The organism is Pseudarthrobacter sp. NamE2 (assembly GCF_005796205.1).
Taxonomy (GTDB): Bacteria; Actinomycetota; Actinomycetes; order Actinomycetales; family Micrococcaceae; genus Arthrobacter.
In genome coordinates this window covers 1-16,578 of sequence record NZ_VAHN01000010.1, presented here as the reverse complement: position 1 = coordinate 16,578, position 16,578 = coordinate 1, and the positions used below count along the sequence as shown (strand labels likewise).

The window sequence follows — 16,578 nt, the reverse complement described above, 5'->3', positions numbered from 1 at the left end:
CGGGCAGGCCTACTTCCCCCGGTTCAACCGCTTGCGGGCAAGGAGCCACAGCAGCACCCACGGCTCGCCGAACACCCGGTACGCAACCCGCCGCGGATGCACCAGCAGCCGCCATGCCCATTCAAGGCCAAGCCGGCCCAGCCAGCGCGGAGCGAGTTTCTGGACTCCGGCCAGCTGCTCGATGGCCCCGCCCACCGCGCAATACACTGCGGGCGGCAGTTCAGCGAGCCTGCGCTGCAGGACCTCTTCCTGCAGCGGCATGCCAAGGCCCAGCAGGACCAGCTGCGGCTGCTCCCCCTGCAACCACTGCAGGGCTGCCACTTCCAGATCGGCATTCCAGCCTTCACCGGGAAAGCCGGCCACCGCAGCGCGGGGGACGATGGCCTTCAGCCTCGCGACGGCGCCTGCGTTCGCCTCCGCGCCGGCACCGACGACGGCAATACGTTCTAGGCCCTGCACCTGGTCAAGCGCCGGGAGCCAGTCCGTGGAACCCAGGCGGTAATCCATGACAGGTCCGTCGGCATTGCCGGTCCTCCCCCACAGCCAAAGCACCGGTGCTCCGTCCAGGAGCACAATATCGCTCTGCTCGTAGAGGTTACGGAAGCCGTCGTCCGCAAGGGTCAGGGTGACACTGTGCAGGTTGTGCCCGAGGATAGTCCTGGTGGACCCGTCCTGGACGTATCGGGTGAGTTCCGCCACGAGTTCGGGAACGCGGAGCGGGGTGGCATCAACCTCCAACAACGGGATCCGCTGGCGTTCCAGCGTCATCAAGGCTGCTTGCCCTGGTCCGCAGCGGCTTCCTGCGTAGCGGGAACGCCGCTTTCCGGAGTGACAACGGAGGAACCTCCGGAAGCAGCAGGAGCGGCAGGAGCAACCGGAGCGACCGCAGGCTTTTCCTCAACCGGTTCTTCCGCAGCCGGCTCTTCCTCAGCCATGGGGATCTCGCCCAGGCCGAGGACGCCGGGCACGTGCTCGCGGAGCTGGTCCAGGCTGACGGCGCCGTTGCGCACCACGCGCAGCCGGGGCCCGGTGGCGTCCACGATGGTGGACGGAACGGCCAGTGCCCCTTCGGCGGGGCGGAAGCCGCCTTCCAGGTAAACCTCGACCGAGTCGGCAAGCTGCTCGCGGGCAGCGGCAGCCGTTTGTGCCGGAGCATGCCCGGTGCGGTTGGCGGACGACACAGCCAGGGGACCGGTGAGGGTCAGGAGTTCCTGGGCAATCTCGTCGTCCGGCATCCGCAGGGCCACCGTTCCCTTGGTTTCGCCGAGATCCCAGTCCAGGGACGGCTGCGCGTGCAGGATCAGGGTCAAACCTCCGGGCCAGAACGCCTCGGCGAGCTTGCGGGCGTCCGCCGAAACCTCGGCGGCCAGCCCGTCCAGAGCGTTGATACGCGGAATCAGGACCGGCGGCGGCATGGTGCGGCTGCGTCCCTTGGAGACAAGGAGCATGGTGACGGCCTGTGGCGAGAAGGCGTCCGCGGCGATTCCGTAGACGGTGTCCGTGGGAAACACCACGCACTTTTTCTCGCTGATGGCGCGCTGGGCATGCTCAAGTCCCTGCGCGCGCTGGTCGTCAACGGTGCAGTCATAGGTTGTGGTCACTGGCCTATTCTTTCATTCCGATTGGTCCGGTTCCGCGAGTACGGCGCTGGTGGCGCGTTCCTTGTTGTTCAGGTCCTGATGGGTGGTGATGCCGCTCCAGATGCCGGCCCGGGCCATCATGGCGGCGATCCAGCCGGCCTGGACTTCGGCGTGTTCCATGACGAAGTAGCCCCCCGGGCGCAGGAGCCTGGCAGCCGAGGCCGCTGCCGCCGTCGGAAGTTCCATTCCGTCCGCTCCCCCGCCGTACAGCGCCTCGGGAGGGTCGTGCAGCGCGACTTCGGGCTCATTGGGGATGGCTTCCGCCGGAATGTACGGCGGATTGGACACCACGACGTCGAACGTTCCGTTGAATTCCGGCAGCGCGTCCCGGAGGTCCCCCAGGACCAGGTGGACGCCAAGGGGCGCAAGGTTTTTCGCTGCCCACGCGTGGGCGAGCGGGCTGAACTCGACCGCGTGCACCTCGGCAGCCGGGACTTCGTGCGCGATGGACCCGGCGATGGCGCCCGATCCGGTTCCCAGGTCCACCACCCGGGGGGACGGCATGCCCTTGATGCGGTCGATGACCAGCTGGACCACTGACTCGGTCTCGGGGCGAGGAATGAACACACCGGGCCCTACCGCGAGTTCGAGGTAGCGGAAGTGCGCAACGCCCGTGATGTGCTGCAGCGGTACCCGGCCCGCCCGCTCCGCCACCAGTTCCGCATAGCCCGCCGGCGCCGGAGTGTCACCGAGCATCAGTGCACGGAGCCGGCCCAGGCCAACGTTGAGGAGGTGGTCTGCGAGGAGCTCTGCGTCCACGCGGGGAGTGGGGACACCGGCGTCGCGGAGGATGGCAGTGGCCTCGCTGACTGCCGCCGCGAGGGACTGGTCCGGCCCGATGGTCATCCGTTGCGGGAACTACTCGGCCAGGGCGTCCAGGCGCGCCTGTTCGTCCATCTCGATGGCGGACTGGATGACCGGTTCGAGGTCGCCGTTCATGACCTGGTCCAGGTTGTAGGCCTTATAGCCGGTGCGGTGGTCCGCGATGCGGTTTTCCGGGTAGTTGTACGTGCGGATACGCTCCGAGCGGTCCATGGTGCGGATCTGGGATTTCCGCTGTTCGGAGTTGGCGGCGTCGATCTGCTCCTGCTGATGGGCGAGGAGGCGGGCACGGAGCACGCGCATGCCGGCTTCGCGGTTCTGCAGCTGCGACTTCTCGTTCTGCATGGCCACCACGATGCCGGTGGGCAGGTGGGTAATGCGGACAGCGGAGTCGGTGGTGTTCACGGACTGGCCCCCGGGACCTGACGACCGGTACACGTCGATTTTAAGGTCGTTCTGGTTGATCTCGAGTTCTTCCGGCTCGTCAACCTCCGGCAGGACCAGCACGCCGGCGGCGGAGGTGTGAATGCGGCCCTGTGATTCGGTGACGGGGACGCGCTGCACGCGGTGCACCCCGCCTTCGAACTTCAGCCGGGCGTAAACGCCTTCGGCGGGGTCGTTCGAACTGCCCTTCACGGCCACCTGGACGTCCTTGTAGCCGCCGAGGTCGGATTCCGTGGCTGAGATGATTTCGGTCTTCCAGCCGCGGGATTCGGCGTAGCGGGTGTACATGCGCAGGAGGTCGCCGGCGAACAGGGCGGCCTCGTCGCCGCCTTCGCCGCCCTTGACCTCAAGGATCACGTTGCGTGCGTCGTCCGGGTCCCGCGGGATGAGCAGCCGGCGAAGCTTGGCAGCGGCAGCCTCAAGCGAAGCCTCGAGCTCGGGCACCTCGGCAGCGAACTCGGAGTCCTCTGCTGCCATCTCCCTGGCAGCGGCCAGGTCGTCCCGCAGCCCCTCCCACCGGTGGTAGGCCTCAACAATGCCGTTAAGCTGAGCCGACCGCCGCCCAAGCTTCCGGGCAAGCCGCTGGTCAGCATAAACAGCAGGATCCCCCAACTGCGCCTGAATGGAATCATGCTCATCAAGCAGGCCCTGTACGGACTCAAACATCTTTCACAACCTCTTTCGTTCTGCACCCAGTTTAAATCAGGCACAAAAATCGGCGCGCTTCGGTGAGCGAGCCCCGTAAATGCCGTGCGGATGTTCCGCCCCGGGAGTGGCATCGGGCCTGTCGGAGCGTTGCGGCTGACGTACGCAGTACGTCAGCCGCAACGCGAAGGGGCGGGGGCGGAACATCCGCGCGGCACCAACCGCACGAACGCACCGACGCCCGCCCCTTAACTCAGCTACTTGTCGTTATCCGACTTCGCCCCAAGCGTCGTCTTCTGGACCTGCATGAGGAACTCTACGTTGCTCTGGGTTTCCCGGATCTTGTTGGTGAGCAGTTCAAGGCTCTGCTGGGTCTCGAGTCCGGAGAGGACGCGGCGCAGCTTCCACATGATCTTGACTTCCTCGGGCGAGAGCAAATTCTCTTCCCGGCGGGTGCCGGAGGCGTTAACGTCCACGGCGGGGAAGATGCGCTTGTCGGCCAGCTGGCGGGACAGGCGCAGTTCCATGTTGCCGGTGCCCTTGAATTCTTCGAAGATGACCTCGTCCATCTTGGATCCGGTTTCCACGAGGGCCGTTGCCAGGATGGTGAGCGAGCCGCCGTTTTCGATGTTGCGGGCGGCGCCGAAGAAGCGCTTGGGTGGGTACAGGGCTGCGGAGTCGACGCCGCCGGACAGGATGCGGCCGGAGGCCGGTGCTGCCAGGTTGTAGGCGCGGCCCAGGCGGGTCATGGAGTCCAGCAGGACCACCACGTCCATGCCCATTTCCACCAGGCGCTTGGCGCGTTCGATGGACAGTTCGGCCACCGTGGTGTGGTCATCGGCGGGACGGTCAAAGGTGGAGGCAATGACCTCACCCTTGACGGTGCGCTGCATGTCGGTGACTTCTTCGGGGCGTTCGTCCACCAGCACCATCATGAGGTGGACCTCAGGGTTGTTGGTGGTGATGGCGTTGGCGATCGACTGCAGGATGAGCGTCTTGCCGGCCTTGGGCGGGGAGACGATCAGGCCGCGCTGGCCCTTGCCGATGGGGGCCACGAGGTCGATGACGCGGGGGCCGATCTTCTTGGGATCGGTTTCCAGGCGCAGGCGCTCGGACGGGTAGAGCGGAACCAGTTTGGCGAATTCAACGCGGTCCTTGAGCTCTTCGGCAGTCTTGCCGTTGACGGAGGTGACGCGGACCAGGGCGTTGAATTTCTGCCGGTTGGACTGCTGGCCGCGGTCTTCGCCGTCGCGGGGTGCGCGGATTGCGCCCACCACGGCGTCACCCTTGCGCAGGTTGTACTTCTTGACCTGGGCGAGGGAGACGTAGACGTCGTTCGGGCCGGGCAGGTAACCGGAGGTGCGGATGAACGCGTAGTTCTCGAGCACGTCCAGGATGCCTGCAACAGGCAGCAGGACGTCGTCTTCGGTGATTTCGATGTCATCGACGTCAGGTCCCTGGGAACGTCCACGACGGCGGTCGTTGCGGTCGCGGAAGCGCTCGTTGCGGGCGTTGCTGTCGCGGTCCTGGCTGCCGGAGCGGTCGCTGCGGTCGTTGCGGTCACGGCGGTTGCGCCGGTTCCGGCGGCTGCCTCCGTCGGTGTCGTCGCTGTCCTCGCGACGGCCGCCCTCGCGCTGGCCTGCCTCACGGCTGCCTGCGTTGTCGCGGCCGCCGTCGGCGTCGCGGCCACGGCCGCGGCCTTCGCGCCGGTCGCTGCGCTGGCCGGCCTCGGTGGTTTCGGGGGCAGGGGCTTCAGTGCGCTGTTCAGCGGGGGCCTGCGCCACGCCTGCCTGCTCTGCCGCGGGCTGGTCAGCGGGTGACTCAACAGGGGCTTCCTGGACTGCGGCTGCCTCGCCGCGGCGGCGGTTGCGCGTGCGCGGCTGGCGGCGTTCCGGAGCGGCCTCCGCCTCGGCGGCTTCCGGTGCGGCAGGCGCTTCGGCAGGAGCCTCGGCTGCCGGAGCCTCTGCTGCAGCTTCCGGGGCGGACGGGGCTACGACGCCGTCGCTTACCGCGCGGCGGCTGCGGCCGCGGCGGGCGCGGGTGGGCTCAGCCGCGGGAGCTTCGGCGGCAGGCGCTTCCGTCGCAGAAGCCTCGGCGGGAGCGGAGACCACCGGGGCAACCACGCTCTCGGCGGCCTTTTCCGCCGTCTTGGCGGGAACCTTGGTGGCAGGGGTGCCGGCGCGGTGGGCGGAGATGGCCGAAACCAGGTCCCCCTTGCGCATGCGCGAGCCGCCGGAAATGCCCAGCTGGCTGGCAAGGGCCTGCAGCTGGGCAAGCTTGAGGCCGGCCAGGCCGCTGCTCTTGGCGGGAGCTGCCTGTGTCTCGGCAGCGGAAGATGGTAGTTCCACAGCTGGTGACAGCTCAGTGGTTTCGGTCACGAAGGATCCTTCCCCCTCGACGGCGTCCAGACTGGGAGCTGGACGCGATGATTTGATCTGGGCTGCAGTTCAGATCTGCAGCCGGGATGTCGGCCTTGCCGGTTGGATTTCGGCCAGCAGGGCCGGATACTGATTCACCCTGCGCTCCGCCATGGCGGAACGCTGGACTGACGTTCCAGGGGCAGTTGGATGCTGCAGATTCCTGCGTCAGACCAAGCAGGCGGCACCGGAATGCATTCGCAGTAGGAGATCAAATAGCAACTGAGAGCAGGAGCAGATCAGATAGGCGGAATTACCGCCGGTGCATGTCCACCTTAGCACCTTCAACGTCCACTGCGAGCTTCAGCACGCGCCAGGACACATCCGGCGTGTTTGCGGCGGTGAATGATGCGATGAATTCCAGCGCTTCGGCAGCCTTTCCCTCCCCGTCGGCGAGGACCAGGACGGTGGGCCCGGCACCGGAAACGACGGCGGCATGCCCGGCCGAGCGCAACGCGGCGATCAGTGCCGCGCTGGGACGCATCGCCTGGGCCCGGTAGCTCTGGTGCAGGTAGTCCTCGGTCCCCGCCAGCAGGAATTCCGGTTTGTGCGTCAGCGCGTGGATCAGCAGTGCGGCGCGCCCGGAGTTCATCGCGGCTGCGTGGTGTCCCACCGAGGCAGGCAGCAGGGCCCTGGCAGCTTCGGTGGAGAGCTCGTAGTCCGGGACGGCCACAATGGGGATGACGGATTCCGCCACGGTGGCACTGGTGCTGCTGTACTGGTCACTGTCCTGCCATGACAGTGCCAGTCCGCCGAAAATCGCGGGAGCGACGTTGTCCGGATGCCCCTCCAACTCGCTGGTGAGCTGGAGGATCCAGTCCTGTCCGCGCCGGTGCCCGGCAGGCACCATGGCGTTGGCCGCGGATACGGCGGCGACGACCGCGGAAGCGGAAGAGCCCAAACCGCGGCCGTGCGGGTTGACGTTCTCGGCGGTGATCTTCAACCCGCCGTGCCGGAACCCCAGCCGATCGAAGGCGGTGTCCATTGCCCGGACCACCAGGTGGCTGGCGTCCCGCGGCAGCGTGTCGGCACCTTCGCCGCGGAGGTCGAACACGAGCTCGTCGGTGTCCAGGCTCTCCACCGTGAGGGTGTCGTGCAGCGCGAGTGCGAGGCCGAGGCTGTCATAGCCGGGTCCAAGGTTGGCCGTTGTGGCGGGCACCCGGACCGTAACGCGCTGGCCGGACTCGATAAGCTGCAGGCCTACGGTGGCCTGCGAGGTGATGTCCAAGGCTATTTTTCTTCCAGTCCCAGTTCAGCAGCAACTGTCACGACGTCGTTGGGTACCTTGACCGGCTGGACGTCGCCTCCGTCCTCGGTGCGGAGGGCCCACTGCGGGTCCTTGAGGCCGTGGCCGGTGACGGTGATGACGATGGTCTTGCCGGCGGGCACTTCGCCTGCGGCATGCTTCTTGAGCAGGCCCGCCACGCCCGCGGCGGAGCCCGGCTCCACGAAGACGCCTTCCTTGGAGGACAACCAGCGGTGGGCGTTCAGGATCTCTTCGTCGGTGACGGAGCTGATGAGGCCGCCGGATTCGTCACGGGCGCCGATGGCACCGTCCCAGGAGGCCGGGTTGCCTATGCGGATGGCGGTGGCGATGGTGTCGGGCTCGGTGATGGGGTGGCCTGCGACGAAGGGCGCGGCGCCCGCAGCCTGGAAACCCCACATGGCAGGAGTCCTGGTGGAGACGGCGGGAAGGGTCCCCGCGGTGGCGGACTCAAATGGAGCCGAGTACTCCTTGTAGCCCTTCCAGTAAGCGGTGATGTTGCCGGCATTGCCGACGGGGAGCACGTGGATGTCCGGGGCGTCGCCGAGCGCGTCAACGATCTCAAAGGCGCCGGTCTTCTGGCCCTGGATGCGGGCAGGGTTCACGGAGTTGACCAGGAACACCGGGTAGGACTCCCCCAGCTTCCGGGCAATGTCCAGGCAGTTGTCGAAGTTGCCGTCCACCTGCAGGAGGGTGGCGCCGTGCGCGATGGCCTGGCTGAGCTTGCCCATGGAGATCTTGCCCTCGGGCACCAGGACGGCGCATTTAAGTCCGGCGGCGGTGGCGTAGGCGGCGGCTGAGGCTGACGTGTTGCCGGTGGATGCACACACCACGGCCTGCGCGCCGGCTTCCACGGCGGCGGTCATGGCCATGGTCATGCCGCGGTCCTTGAAGGAGCCGGTGGGGTTCATGCCCTCCACCTTGAGGTACACCTCGGAACCGGTGAGCCCGGACAGCTTCTGCGCGTGCACCAGCGGGGTTCCGCCCTCGCCCAGGGTGATGACCCGGGTGGCTGCCGTGACGGGCAAACGGTCAGCGTATTCGCGGATGACGCCGCGCCATTGGTGAGCCACTTAGACTCCTTCTACCCGCAGAACGGATGTAACTGAGTTGATCACGTCCAGGCCCTTCACGGCCTCGACGGTGGCCGCAAGGGCGGCCTCTGACGCGCGGTGGGTGATGATCCGCAGTTCGGCGGATTCCACGTTGGACTCCGTGTCCCGGTGGATGGTCTGCCGCATGATTTCGATGGATACGCCGTGCTCGGCGAACAGCTGCGCAATTTTGGCAAGCACGCCGGGCTGGTCGGCCACGTCAAGGCCGATGTAGTAGCTGGTGACGGCAGCGTCGATGGGCAGCGCGGGAACGTGGCCTGTGGTGGTCTCGGTGCGGGCCGGGCCGCCGAGGACCAGGCGGCGGGCGGCGGAGATCAGGTCACCCAGCACGGCAGAGGCGGTGGGGGTGCCGCCGGCGCCCTGGCCGTAGAACATCAGTTCACCTGCGTTCTCAGCCTCGATGAAGACGGCGTTGAACGCACCGCGGACCGCGGCCAGCGGGTGCTCGCGCGGCAGGAGGGTGGGATGCACCCGGACGGACACGCCCTCGTTGCCGTCGGCGTCGTTCAGCTTCTCGGCGATGGCCAACAGCTTGATGACGAATCCTGCGTCCTTGGCGGCGGCGATGTCCGAGGCGCTGACGGAGCTGATGCCTTCGCAGTGGACATTTTCCAGGGCAAAGCGGCTGTGGAAGGACAGCGAAGCCAGGATCGCTGCCTTGGCGGCGGCATCGTGGCCCTCGACGTCGGCCGTCGGGTCTGCTTCGGCGTATCCGAGACGCTGCGCTTCGGCCAGGGCGTCGGCGAACTGCGCCCCGGTAGTGTCCATCTGGTCCAGAATGTAGTTGGTGGTGCCGTTGACGATGCCGAGCACGCGGGTGATCCGGTCGCCGGAGAGGCTGTCGCGGATGGGGCGCAGGATGGGAATGGCCCCGGCGACGGCGGCCTCGTAGGAAAGCTGGACGCCGGCCTTATCTCCCTCTTCATAGAGGCTGGGGCCGTCCTGGGCGAGCAGCGCCTTGTTGCCGGTGACCACGCAAGCCCCGTTTCGGATGGCGGTGACGATCAGCGAGCGGGCCGGCTCGATGCCGCCCATCAGCTCGATGACCAGGTCCGCGTCCTTGACCAGGGTGTCGGCGTCGGTGGTGAACAGTTCCTGGGGCAACTCAACGTCCCGGCGGGAATTCACGTTCCGGACGGCAATGCCACTCAGCTGCAGGCGGGCGCCGGTACGGGCGGCGAGGGCGTCCGCGTCCTCAAGGAGAATCCGCGCAACCTGGGCCCCAACGTTGCCACAGCCCAGCAGGGCCACTTTCAAGGTTCGCATTTCGGTCACGTCAGGCTCCCATGTCGCGGTTCAGCAGGTCTTCTTCGGTTTCCCCGCGGACAATCAGCCGGGCGGATCCGTCGCGCACAGCGACAACGCCCGGCCGGGCCAGATAGTTGTAGTTGCTCGAGAGGGCCCAGCAGTAGGCGCCGGTTCCCGGTACGGCAAGCAGATCACCGGCTGCCACGTCCTCGGGCAGATATACATCTCTAACAACTATGTCGCCGCTCTCGCAATGTTTGCCCACTACGCGGGACAGTTGCGGGGCGGCGGCTGATGTCCGGGACGCCAGGACCGCTGAATAATCCGCGTCATAGAGCACCGGGCGGGCGTTGTCGCTCATCCCGCCGTCCACCGAAACATACCGACGGGGATACGTAACGTTGTTATCCCCGTCACCTGCGCGGGAAGAGGCCGGAGCATCGACCTGGACGGTCTTGAGCGTGCCGACTTCGTACAGCGTGAAGGTGGTGCTGCCAACGATGGCGCGTCCCGGCTCAATGGAGATCCGCGGCGCCGTGATGCCAAGCTCGGCGCAGGTGGAACGGACGACGGCGGCCATGGCCGTCGCGATTTCCGCCGCCGGGCGGGGGGTGTCCACCGGGGTGTAGGCAATCCCGTACCCGCCGCCAAGGTCCAGTTCCGGCAGGACGATGGAGTACTTTTCCTGCATCGCGGCCAGGAAGCGCAGCAGCTTTTCTGCGGCCAGCGCGAAACCATCCGGCTCGAAGATCTGGGAACCAATGTGGCAGTGCAGGCCAAGGAGCTCGACGCCCGGGTGGGCCGAAGCCGCCGCCACCGCTTCCTCCGCCGCTGACACGCCGGCCTGGTCCGTGGTGTCAGCAGCCATGGAGAGGCCGAACTTCTGGTCCTCGTGGGCGGTGGCAATGAACTCGTGGGTGTGCGCGTGGACGCCCGGCGTAAGCCGGAGCATGACCTTTGCCTGCTCGCCCCGTGACTGCGCGATGTCGCCCACCCGGACGAGTTCGGACAGGCTGTCCACCACGATGCGGCCCAAGTGCATGTCCAGCGCGCGGATGATCTCGCCGTCGGACTTGTTGTTGCCGTGCAGGGCCACCCGCTCCCCCGCGATGCCGGCACGGGCGGCCACGGCCAGCTCACCGCCTGATGAGGTGTCCAGCCGCAGCCCTTCCTCCTCCACCCACTTCACCACGGCGGTGCAGAGGAAGGACTTTCCTGCGTAGTAGACGTCCACGCCGCCGCAGATATCGGCGAAGGCAGCGTCGAAGGAGTCCTTGAAGGCCCGGGCGCGGGCGCGGAAGTCGGCCTCGTCCATCACGAAGAGCGGCGAGCCGAACTGTTCCTTGAGCTCCTGCACGGTGACGCCGCCAACGGACAGTGCCCCGGCGCCGTTCCGTTCCACGCTGCCCGCCCACATGGGCTCCTGCAGGGCGTTCAGGTCCGCCGGGACGGACAGCCATTCCGGCGCCAGCGGGGATGCACTGTTTCCGGTTTCTACAGACATTGCGTTACATCCGTTCCGGCGCGGAAACGCCAAGCAGGTCAAGGCCGTTCGCCAGCACCTGGCTGGTGGCGTCGTTGAGCCACAGCCGGGTGCGGTTGGTGTCGGTCACCGGTTCGTCACCCATGGGGGCGATACGGCAGGCGTCGTACCAGCGGTGGTAGGCGCCGGCGATGATCTCGAGGTGCCGGGCCACGCGGTGCGGTTCGCGCAGTTCCGCTGCCTTGGCGACCACCGAGGGGTAGCTGCCCAGGTACGACAGCAGCTCGTTTTCCGTGGCATCGTCCAGCAAGGAGGCGTCGAACGCGGACCGGTCCACGCCGGCGGCCACGGCGTTGCGGGCTGCACCCCGTGACCGGGCGTGCGCGTACTGCACGTAGAAGACCGGGTTCTCGTTGCTGTGCTTTTTGAGCAGCTCGGGATCGAGGGTCAGTGGAGAATCGGCGGGGAAGCGCGCCAGCGAGTAGCGGACGGCGTCCTTGCCCAGCCAGTCAATGAGGTCCTTGAGCTCGATAATATTGCCGGCACGCTTTGACAGCTTGGCGCCGTTGACGGACACCAGTTGGCCGATCAGCACCTCGATGTTCTTTTCGGGATCGTCACCGGCGGCCGCGGCGATTGCCTTAAGCCGGTTGATGTAGCCGTGGTGGTCGGCACCGAGCAGGTAGATCTTCTCAGTAAACCCGCGGTCCTTCTTGGACAGGTAGTAGGCGGCGTCGGCGGCAAAGTAGGTGGGCTCGCCGTTGGCCCGGATCATCACCCGGTCCTTGTCGTCGCCAAAGTCCGTGGTCCGCAGCCAGACAGCCCCGCCGTCGTCGAACACGTGGCCCTGCTCGCGAAGGCGTGCCACGGCACTTTCGATAGCGCCGGCGTCGTGCAGTTCCTGCTCGGAGAAGAAGACGTCGAAGTGGACGCCGAAGGCCGCCAGCGTGGCCTTGATGTCCTTCATCTGTGCCTCGTAGGCGGCGGCGCGGATGACCGGCAGTGCGGCGACCTCGGTCAGTTCGCGGATATCCGGGTGCGCGGTAAGGACCTCGTGGCCCAAGTCGGCGATGTACTGGCCGGGGTAGCCGCCCTCGGGTACGGGGAGGCCGTGCAGGCGCGAGTAGACGGAGTTGGCGAAGGTGTTCATCTGCGACCCGGCGTCGTTGATGTAGTACTCCGCTGTGACGCTGGCGCCGGAAGCCCGCAGGACGCGCGCGATGGAATCCCCCAGGGCGGCCCAGCGGGTGTGGCCAATATGGAGGGGGCCGGTGGGGTTGGCCGAGACGAATTCCATGTTCACGGTGTGGCCGGCGAGCGCGGAGTTGGTGCCGTACTGGGTGCCGGCTTCGACGATCACCTTGGCGAGGGCACCGGCGGTGGCGGCGTCCACGGTGATGTTCAGGAAGCCGGGACCGGCGATGTCCACCGTGGAGACGCCGTCAATCTCCTTTAGCCGGGCGCTGAGGACGGAGGCGAATTCGCGCGGGTTGGTGCCCGCCTGCTTTGCCAGCTGCAGGGCGATGTTGGTGGCCCAGTCGCCGTGCTCCCGGTTCTTGGGTCGCTCCACGCGCACCTCATCAGGCACAGCTGATGCTGAAAGGGCGATGTCACCGGCGGCTATGGCGTCCTTCAGGCAGGCGGATATTGCTAGGGAGAGTTCTTCGGGAGTCACCCCTCTAGCCTACCGGGGGCCAGTGACAGCAAAGAATTTGTGTGCCGGTTGTGGCCCCCGTCCCGCACACCGGAGGTCCACAAGGAAAACGCAACTGCGGCACAGGGTTGAACCAATAGTCTGGGTTAGGCGTTGACAACACCGTAGACACCGCTTGGAACATGTGGTCCCTATGACGAAACGAGAGCCCTGATGACACCCGCCGCAACCAGAAGCACCTTACGCAAGACTGTTTACGCCGGAATCGCCGGCTTGTCACTCGCCGGAACAGTGGCCGGCTGCGCGCCGTCGGCCACCGAAAACCAGCCCGCGTCCACCGGCAGCAGCGCCGCTGAAACGTCAGCCGCCGCGCCTTCGCCGGGCTCGTCCCCGCTGGCCGGCAGCGGCTCCACGTACAAAGACGGAACCTACAGCGCCGACGGGAACTATGTCTCCCCCAACGGCACCGAGACAGTGGGTGTCCAGCTGACGCTGGCTTCCGGTACGGTGACGGACGTCCAAATCACCCAGCACCCCTCCAACCCCAACACCCGCAAGTTCCAGGGCGAGTTCGCCGGCGGTATCGCTGACCAGGTGGTGGGCAAGAACATCGACGACCTCAACGTCTCCAAGGTTGCCGGCTCGTCCCTGACCAGCGGCGGGTTCAACCAGGCCGTGGAGCAGATCAAGTCGGAGGCGCAGTAGGCAGTGCCGGGCAGGGACTGGGCGAACTTCCCGTTCGAGGGAATCGGTACCACCTGGGAAATTTCCACGCCGCTCCCGCTGGAGGCGCCCCTGCGGGAGCGCCTCCTTGCCCGGGTGGAAGAGTTTGACGCCGGCTGGTCCCGTTTCCGGAACGATTCGCTGGTCAACGCCATGGCCCGGATCCCGGGCACCTACCGCTTCCCGGAGGAGGCCGGCCGGCTCGGCCCCCTCTACCGGACCCTCTACCAGCTCTCCCGGGGCGCAATGACCCCGCTCATCGGTGCCAGTCTGGAGCGCCTGGGCTACGACGCCGGTTATTCCCTGCGCCAGGCGGGCTCACCACTGCCCGCCCCGCCGTGGGATGAGGTCATGGACTGGAGCGGAACAACCATCAGCACCAGTGCCCCCGTGGTGCTGGACATCGGGGCCGCCGGCAAGGGGCTTTTGGTGGACTTGCTGGCGGCTGAGCTGGAGGACGGAGATGTCGAGTCCTACGTCGTGGACGGCAGCGGGGATCTCCTGGTGCGCGGCCTGTCTCCGCTCAGGGTCGCGCTCGAGCACCCGTACAACCCTGCGCAGGCTATCGGAATCGTGGAATTGTCGGACCGCGCCCTGTGTGCCTCGGCGGCGAACCGCCGTGCCTGGGGTGACGGACTCCACCACGTGCTGGACGGGACCACCGGGCAGCCCGTCCGCACCGCTGTCGCCACCTGGGCGATGGCGGACACGGCGGTCCTGTCCGACGCGCTGGCGACGGCGCTCTTTTTCGTTCCGGGCGCCAAACTCCAGGAAGCGTTCGATGTCTCATGGCTGACGGTGTTTTCCGACGGCAGCGCCGCATACTCCGAGGAATTTGAAGGGACACTGTTCACATGAGCCCCGTCGAAACCCCTAGAGCCGGTCCCGCATTGTCCGTCGCCGGGCGGCTGGACACCGCTCTTGGCCGTTTCACGATGTACCGGTTTGTCCTCCTGGTCCTGGCGGTTCTGGCCGTGTACAGCCTGGTGCTGGAGGTTTTGGGCTGGCTGACGTTCGGAATCCCGGAGATGCTGGCCCACCTCGCGCTCTGCCTCGGCCTGACCTATGCATCAAACCGGGCGTTGGCGGCCCTGTTCCGGGTCCGTCCGCATTCGGAGTCGTCAGTGATCACCGGCTTGCTGCTCTACTTCCTCTTCTGGCCGTCGTTCCAGGCCATGGACGTGGCGGGGGTTGCGTTGGCATGCCTGCTGGCGTCGGCATCGAAATACGCCCTCGCCTGGCGCGGCAGGCACATCTTCAATCCCGCAGCCCTCGGAGCCTTTGCCGTGGCCTTCACCGGATTGAACGTTGCCACCTGGTGGGCGGCCACCCCTGCCATGTTGTGGCTCCTCGTCCCGGGCGTCCTCCTGGTCCTCTACCGGACCCGGAAAATGCTGATGGCGACTGTGTTCACCGTTGTTGCCACGTCCATCATCACCGTTGAGCTGCTCCGTGCGGGCATGGCGGCCGGGATGGGCGTCTACCAGGCCCTCGCGCAGCGGCCGGTCCTGTTCTTTGTGGGCTTCATGCTGACCGAACCGCTGACGCTTCCGCCCCGGCGGTGGCAGCAGCTGGTGCTGGCCGCCGTCGTAGGTGTGGTGTTCGCCATGCCCTACAACCTGGGTTTCCTCGCCAATTCGCCGGAAGCTGCGCTGTTGCTGGGTAACCTCCTCGCCTTCCTGGCCGGCCAGCGCGGTGGAGTGAAACTTCGGTTTGCCGGCAGGCGGACGCTGACCCCGAGCACCACGGAGTTCTCCTTCGAGCCTTCCCGACCCGTGCGTTTCATCCCCGGGCAGTACATGGAGCTGGACCTGCCGCACGACAAGTCGGACAGGAAGGGCCGGCGCCGGGTGTTCAGCATGACAGGTGCGCCGACGGAAGGGCTCGTGAAGTTCGGGGTCCGGACAGCTGAGCCGCTGTCCGCCGCGAAGAAGGTGCTCCTGGCGCTGAAGCCGGGTGATGAACTGACAGCCACCTCCGTGGGCGGTGATTTCGTCCTCCCCCGCGATCCGCGCAGGGCGGTGCTGCTCATTGCCGCTGGAATCGGAATCACGCCCTTCCTGTCGCATCTTGCGTCCGGGGGACTCCGGGAACGCGACACCGTGCTTCTTCTCCTGGCCCGGTCCGCGGAGGAAATTGCCTACGCGGAAGAGCTCCGGGCTTCCGGCGTCCGGGTCCTGGTCCGCCTCGCCGACGGTTCAGAGCCACCACCGGACTTCACGGCGATTCCAGGCGGGTACCGGTTGGACGCGGACAGGCTGAAATCCCTGGTTCCGGATATCAGCGGCCGCGAAGTGTACATTTCCGGCTCACCCGCCAGCGTTGCCTCCCTGCGCCGGGCGGCCCGGGCAGCAGGAGCCCGGCGCGTGCACGTGGACTCGTTCTCTGGATACTGATGCCGCGGTTTGGAATGCCTTAGCCCTGTCAATGCCAAGGCGGAGGCACGGCCAAAGCCAAGCGATGTCAGGGTAGAGCCGGGCGGTGTCGCGTCGGTTTTCCCTTGGAGCCCACCTTCCTGCTAAGCTCTAGGACGTCCCGCCGGGAACGGCAGGAAATCCGGATTGCCCTCGTAGCTCAGGGGATAGAGCGTCTGCCTCCGGAGCAGAAGGCCGTAGGTTCGAATCCTACCGAGGGCACCATCGAAGAAGGCAGCCCGGTCACATTGACCGGGCTGCCTTTCTGTTTCCAGCCGAAGCGGTGACCCGCAAACTGCCCGCCCAGCGCCTAAAGCCTGCAGTCGTTCAAAGCCTGCAATCGCTGCCTATGTCGCATCCTGAACAGTCAGCGATAGGAGCCAGTCCGGGAATGGGTCCTCTGGCAGGTCAATCTCCAGAAAGCCCGGGTCATCAGGTATGTCCAGGTCTGGGACATCCGCATCCGCTATGTCCCACTTCCAATCTTCAAACCATGGCGCCCCGCAAGTGACACACTCAGCGGTCAAGTCCGAACCATCCCATCCCGTTTGTTGCCCCACGGCAACTGTCCCAGCGGGGGTAACGGTCACGATCCCCGCGCCTGCTAGCGGCCGCGCCGCTTCCGGTGGACCTGCAGCTGCAGGTGCACCTGTGTCCACGCCGGCGAAGAATGCAGGTACTGGGGCCGGCGGCCATTGGGGTGGTTCCC

General features: G+C 66.7%; 13 protein-coding genes and 1 tRNA gene. 4 read left to right on the top strand and 10 right to left on the bottom strand.

Annotated features, from left to right (window positions below):
- Positions 1-9: 9 nt before the first annotated feature.
- From FDW83_RS12645 to argS, 10 genes are all read right to left on the bottom strand, one after another.
- Positions 10-768 (bottom strand): WecB/TagA/CpsF family glycosyltransferase, encoded by a 759-nt coding sequence (locus FDW83_RS12645; RefSeq protein ID WP_138138448.1) that lies wholly within the window; start codon positions 766-768, stop codon positions 10-12.
- Positions 768-1,601: an L-threonylcarbamoyladenylate synthase gene (locus tag FDW83_RS12640; RefSeq protein ID WP_138138447.1), complete on the bottom strand. Its 834-nt coding sequence runs from the start codon at positions 1,599-1,601 to the stop codon at positions 768-770. The genes FDW83_RS12645 and FDW83_RS12640 overlap by 1 nt, the downstream gene beginning before the upstream one ends.
- A gap of 12 nt (positions 1,602-1,613) precedes the next feature.
- Positions 1,614-2,486, bottom strand: coding sequence for a peptide chain release factor N(5)-glutamine methyltransferase (gene prmC / locus FDW83_RS12635; protein WP_138138446.1), 873 nt, complete (start codon positions 2,484-2,486; stop codon positions 1,614-1,616).
- Between the two features lie 12 nt (positions 2,487-2,498).
- Entirely contained in the window at positions 2,499-3,572 is a 1,074-nt protein-coding gene (prfA, locus tag FDW83_RS12630) for a peptide chain release factor 1 (protein WP_138138445.1), read from the bottom strand.
- Positions 3,573-3,808: 236 nt separating this feature from the next.
- Positions 3,809-5,929: a transcription termination factor Rho gene (gene rho / locus FDW83_RS12625; protein WP_138138444.1), complete on the bottom strand. Its 2,121-nt coding sequence runs from the start codon at positions 5,927-5,929 to the stop codon at positions 3,809-3,811.
- Between the two features lie 292 nt (positions 5,930-6,221).
- The gene (gene thrB, locus FDW83_RS12620; protein WP_138138443.1) at positions 6,222-7,196 is read right to left on the bottom strand and encodes a homoserine kinase; all 975 of its coding nucleotides are present in this window, start codon (positions 7,194-7,196) and stop codon (positions 6,222-6,224) included.
- Between the two features lie 2 nt (positions 7,197-7,198).
- Positions 7,199-8,305 carry a threonine synthase gene (gene thrC / locus FDW83_RS12615; protein WP_138138442.1) on the bottom strand — a complete coding sequence of 369 codons (1,107 nt, stop codon included), beginning with the start codon at positions 8,303-8,305 and terminating at the stop codon, positions 7,199-7,201.
- Positions 8,306-9,622 (bottom strand): homoserine dehydrogenase, encoded by a 1,317-nt coding sequence (locus FDW83_RS12610; protein ID WP_138138441.1) that lies wholly within the window; start codon positions 9,620-9,622, stop codon positions 8,306-8,308.
- A 1-nt stretch (position 9,623) separates the two neighbouring features.
- A complete protein-coding gene (gene lysA / locus FDW83_RS12605; RefSeq protein ID WP_138138440.1) occupies positions 9,624-11,099 on the bottom strand; it encodes a diaminopimelate decarboxylase in 1,476 nt (491 codons plus the stop codon).
- 4 nt (positions 11,100-11,103) lie between these two features.
- Complete coding sequence (gene argS / locus FDW83_RS12600; RefSeq protein WP_138138439.1) at positions 11,104-12,753, bottom strand: arginine--tRNA ligase; 1,650 nt, start codon at positions 12,751-12,753, stop codon at positions 11,104-11,106.
- A gap of 192 nt (positions 12,754-12,945) precedes the next feature.
- On the opposite strand from argS, the gene FDW83_RS12595 reads away from it, so the two are divergent.
- The 4 genes from FDW83_RS12595 (at position 12,946) to FDW83_RS12580 (ending at position 16,094) form a co-directional block, all read left to right on the top strand.
- Positions 12,946-13,437, top strand: a complete 492-nt coding sequence (locus FDW83_RS12595; protein WP_138138438.1) for an FMN-binding protein — start codon at positions 12,946-12,948, stop codon at positions 13,435-13,437.
- Between the two features lie 3 nt (positions 13,438-13,440).
- Positions 13,441-14,313: an FAD:protein FMN transferase gene (locus FDW83_RS12590; RefSeq protein WP_138138437.1), complete on the top strand. Its 873-nt coding sequence runs from the start codon at positions 13,441-13,443 to the stop codon at positions 14,311-14,313.
- The gene (locus FDW83_RS12585) at positions 14,310-15,851 is read left to right on the top strand and encodes a ferredoxin--NADP reductase (RefSeq protein WP_138138436.1); all 1,542 of its coding nucleotides are present in this window, start codon (positions 14,310-14,312) and stop codon (positions 15,849-15,851) included. The genes FDW83_RS12590 and FDW83_RS12585 overlap by 4 nt, the downstream gene beginning before the upstream one ends.
- Before the next feature lie 167 nt (positions 15,852-16,018).
- A tRNA-Arg gene (locus FDW83_RS12580) sits at positions 16,019-16,094 on the top strand.
- Positions 16,095-16,578: the final 484 nt, after the last annotated feature.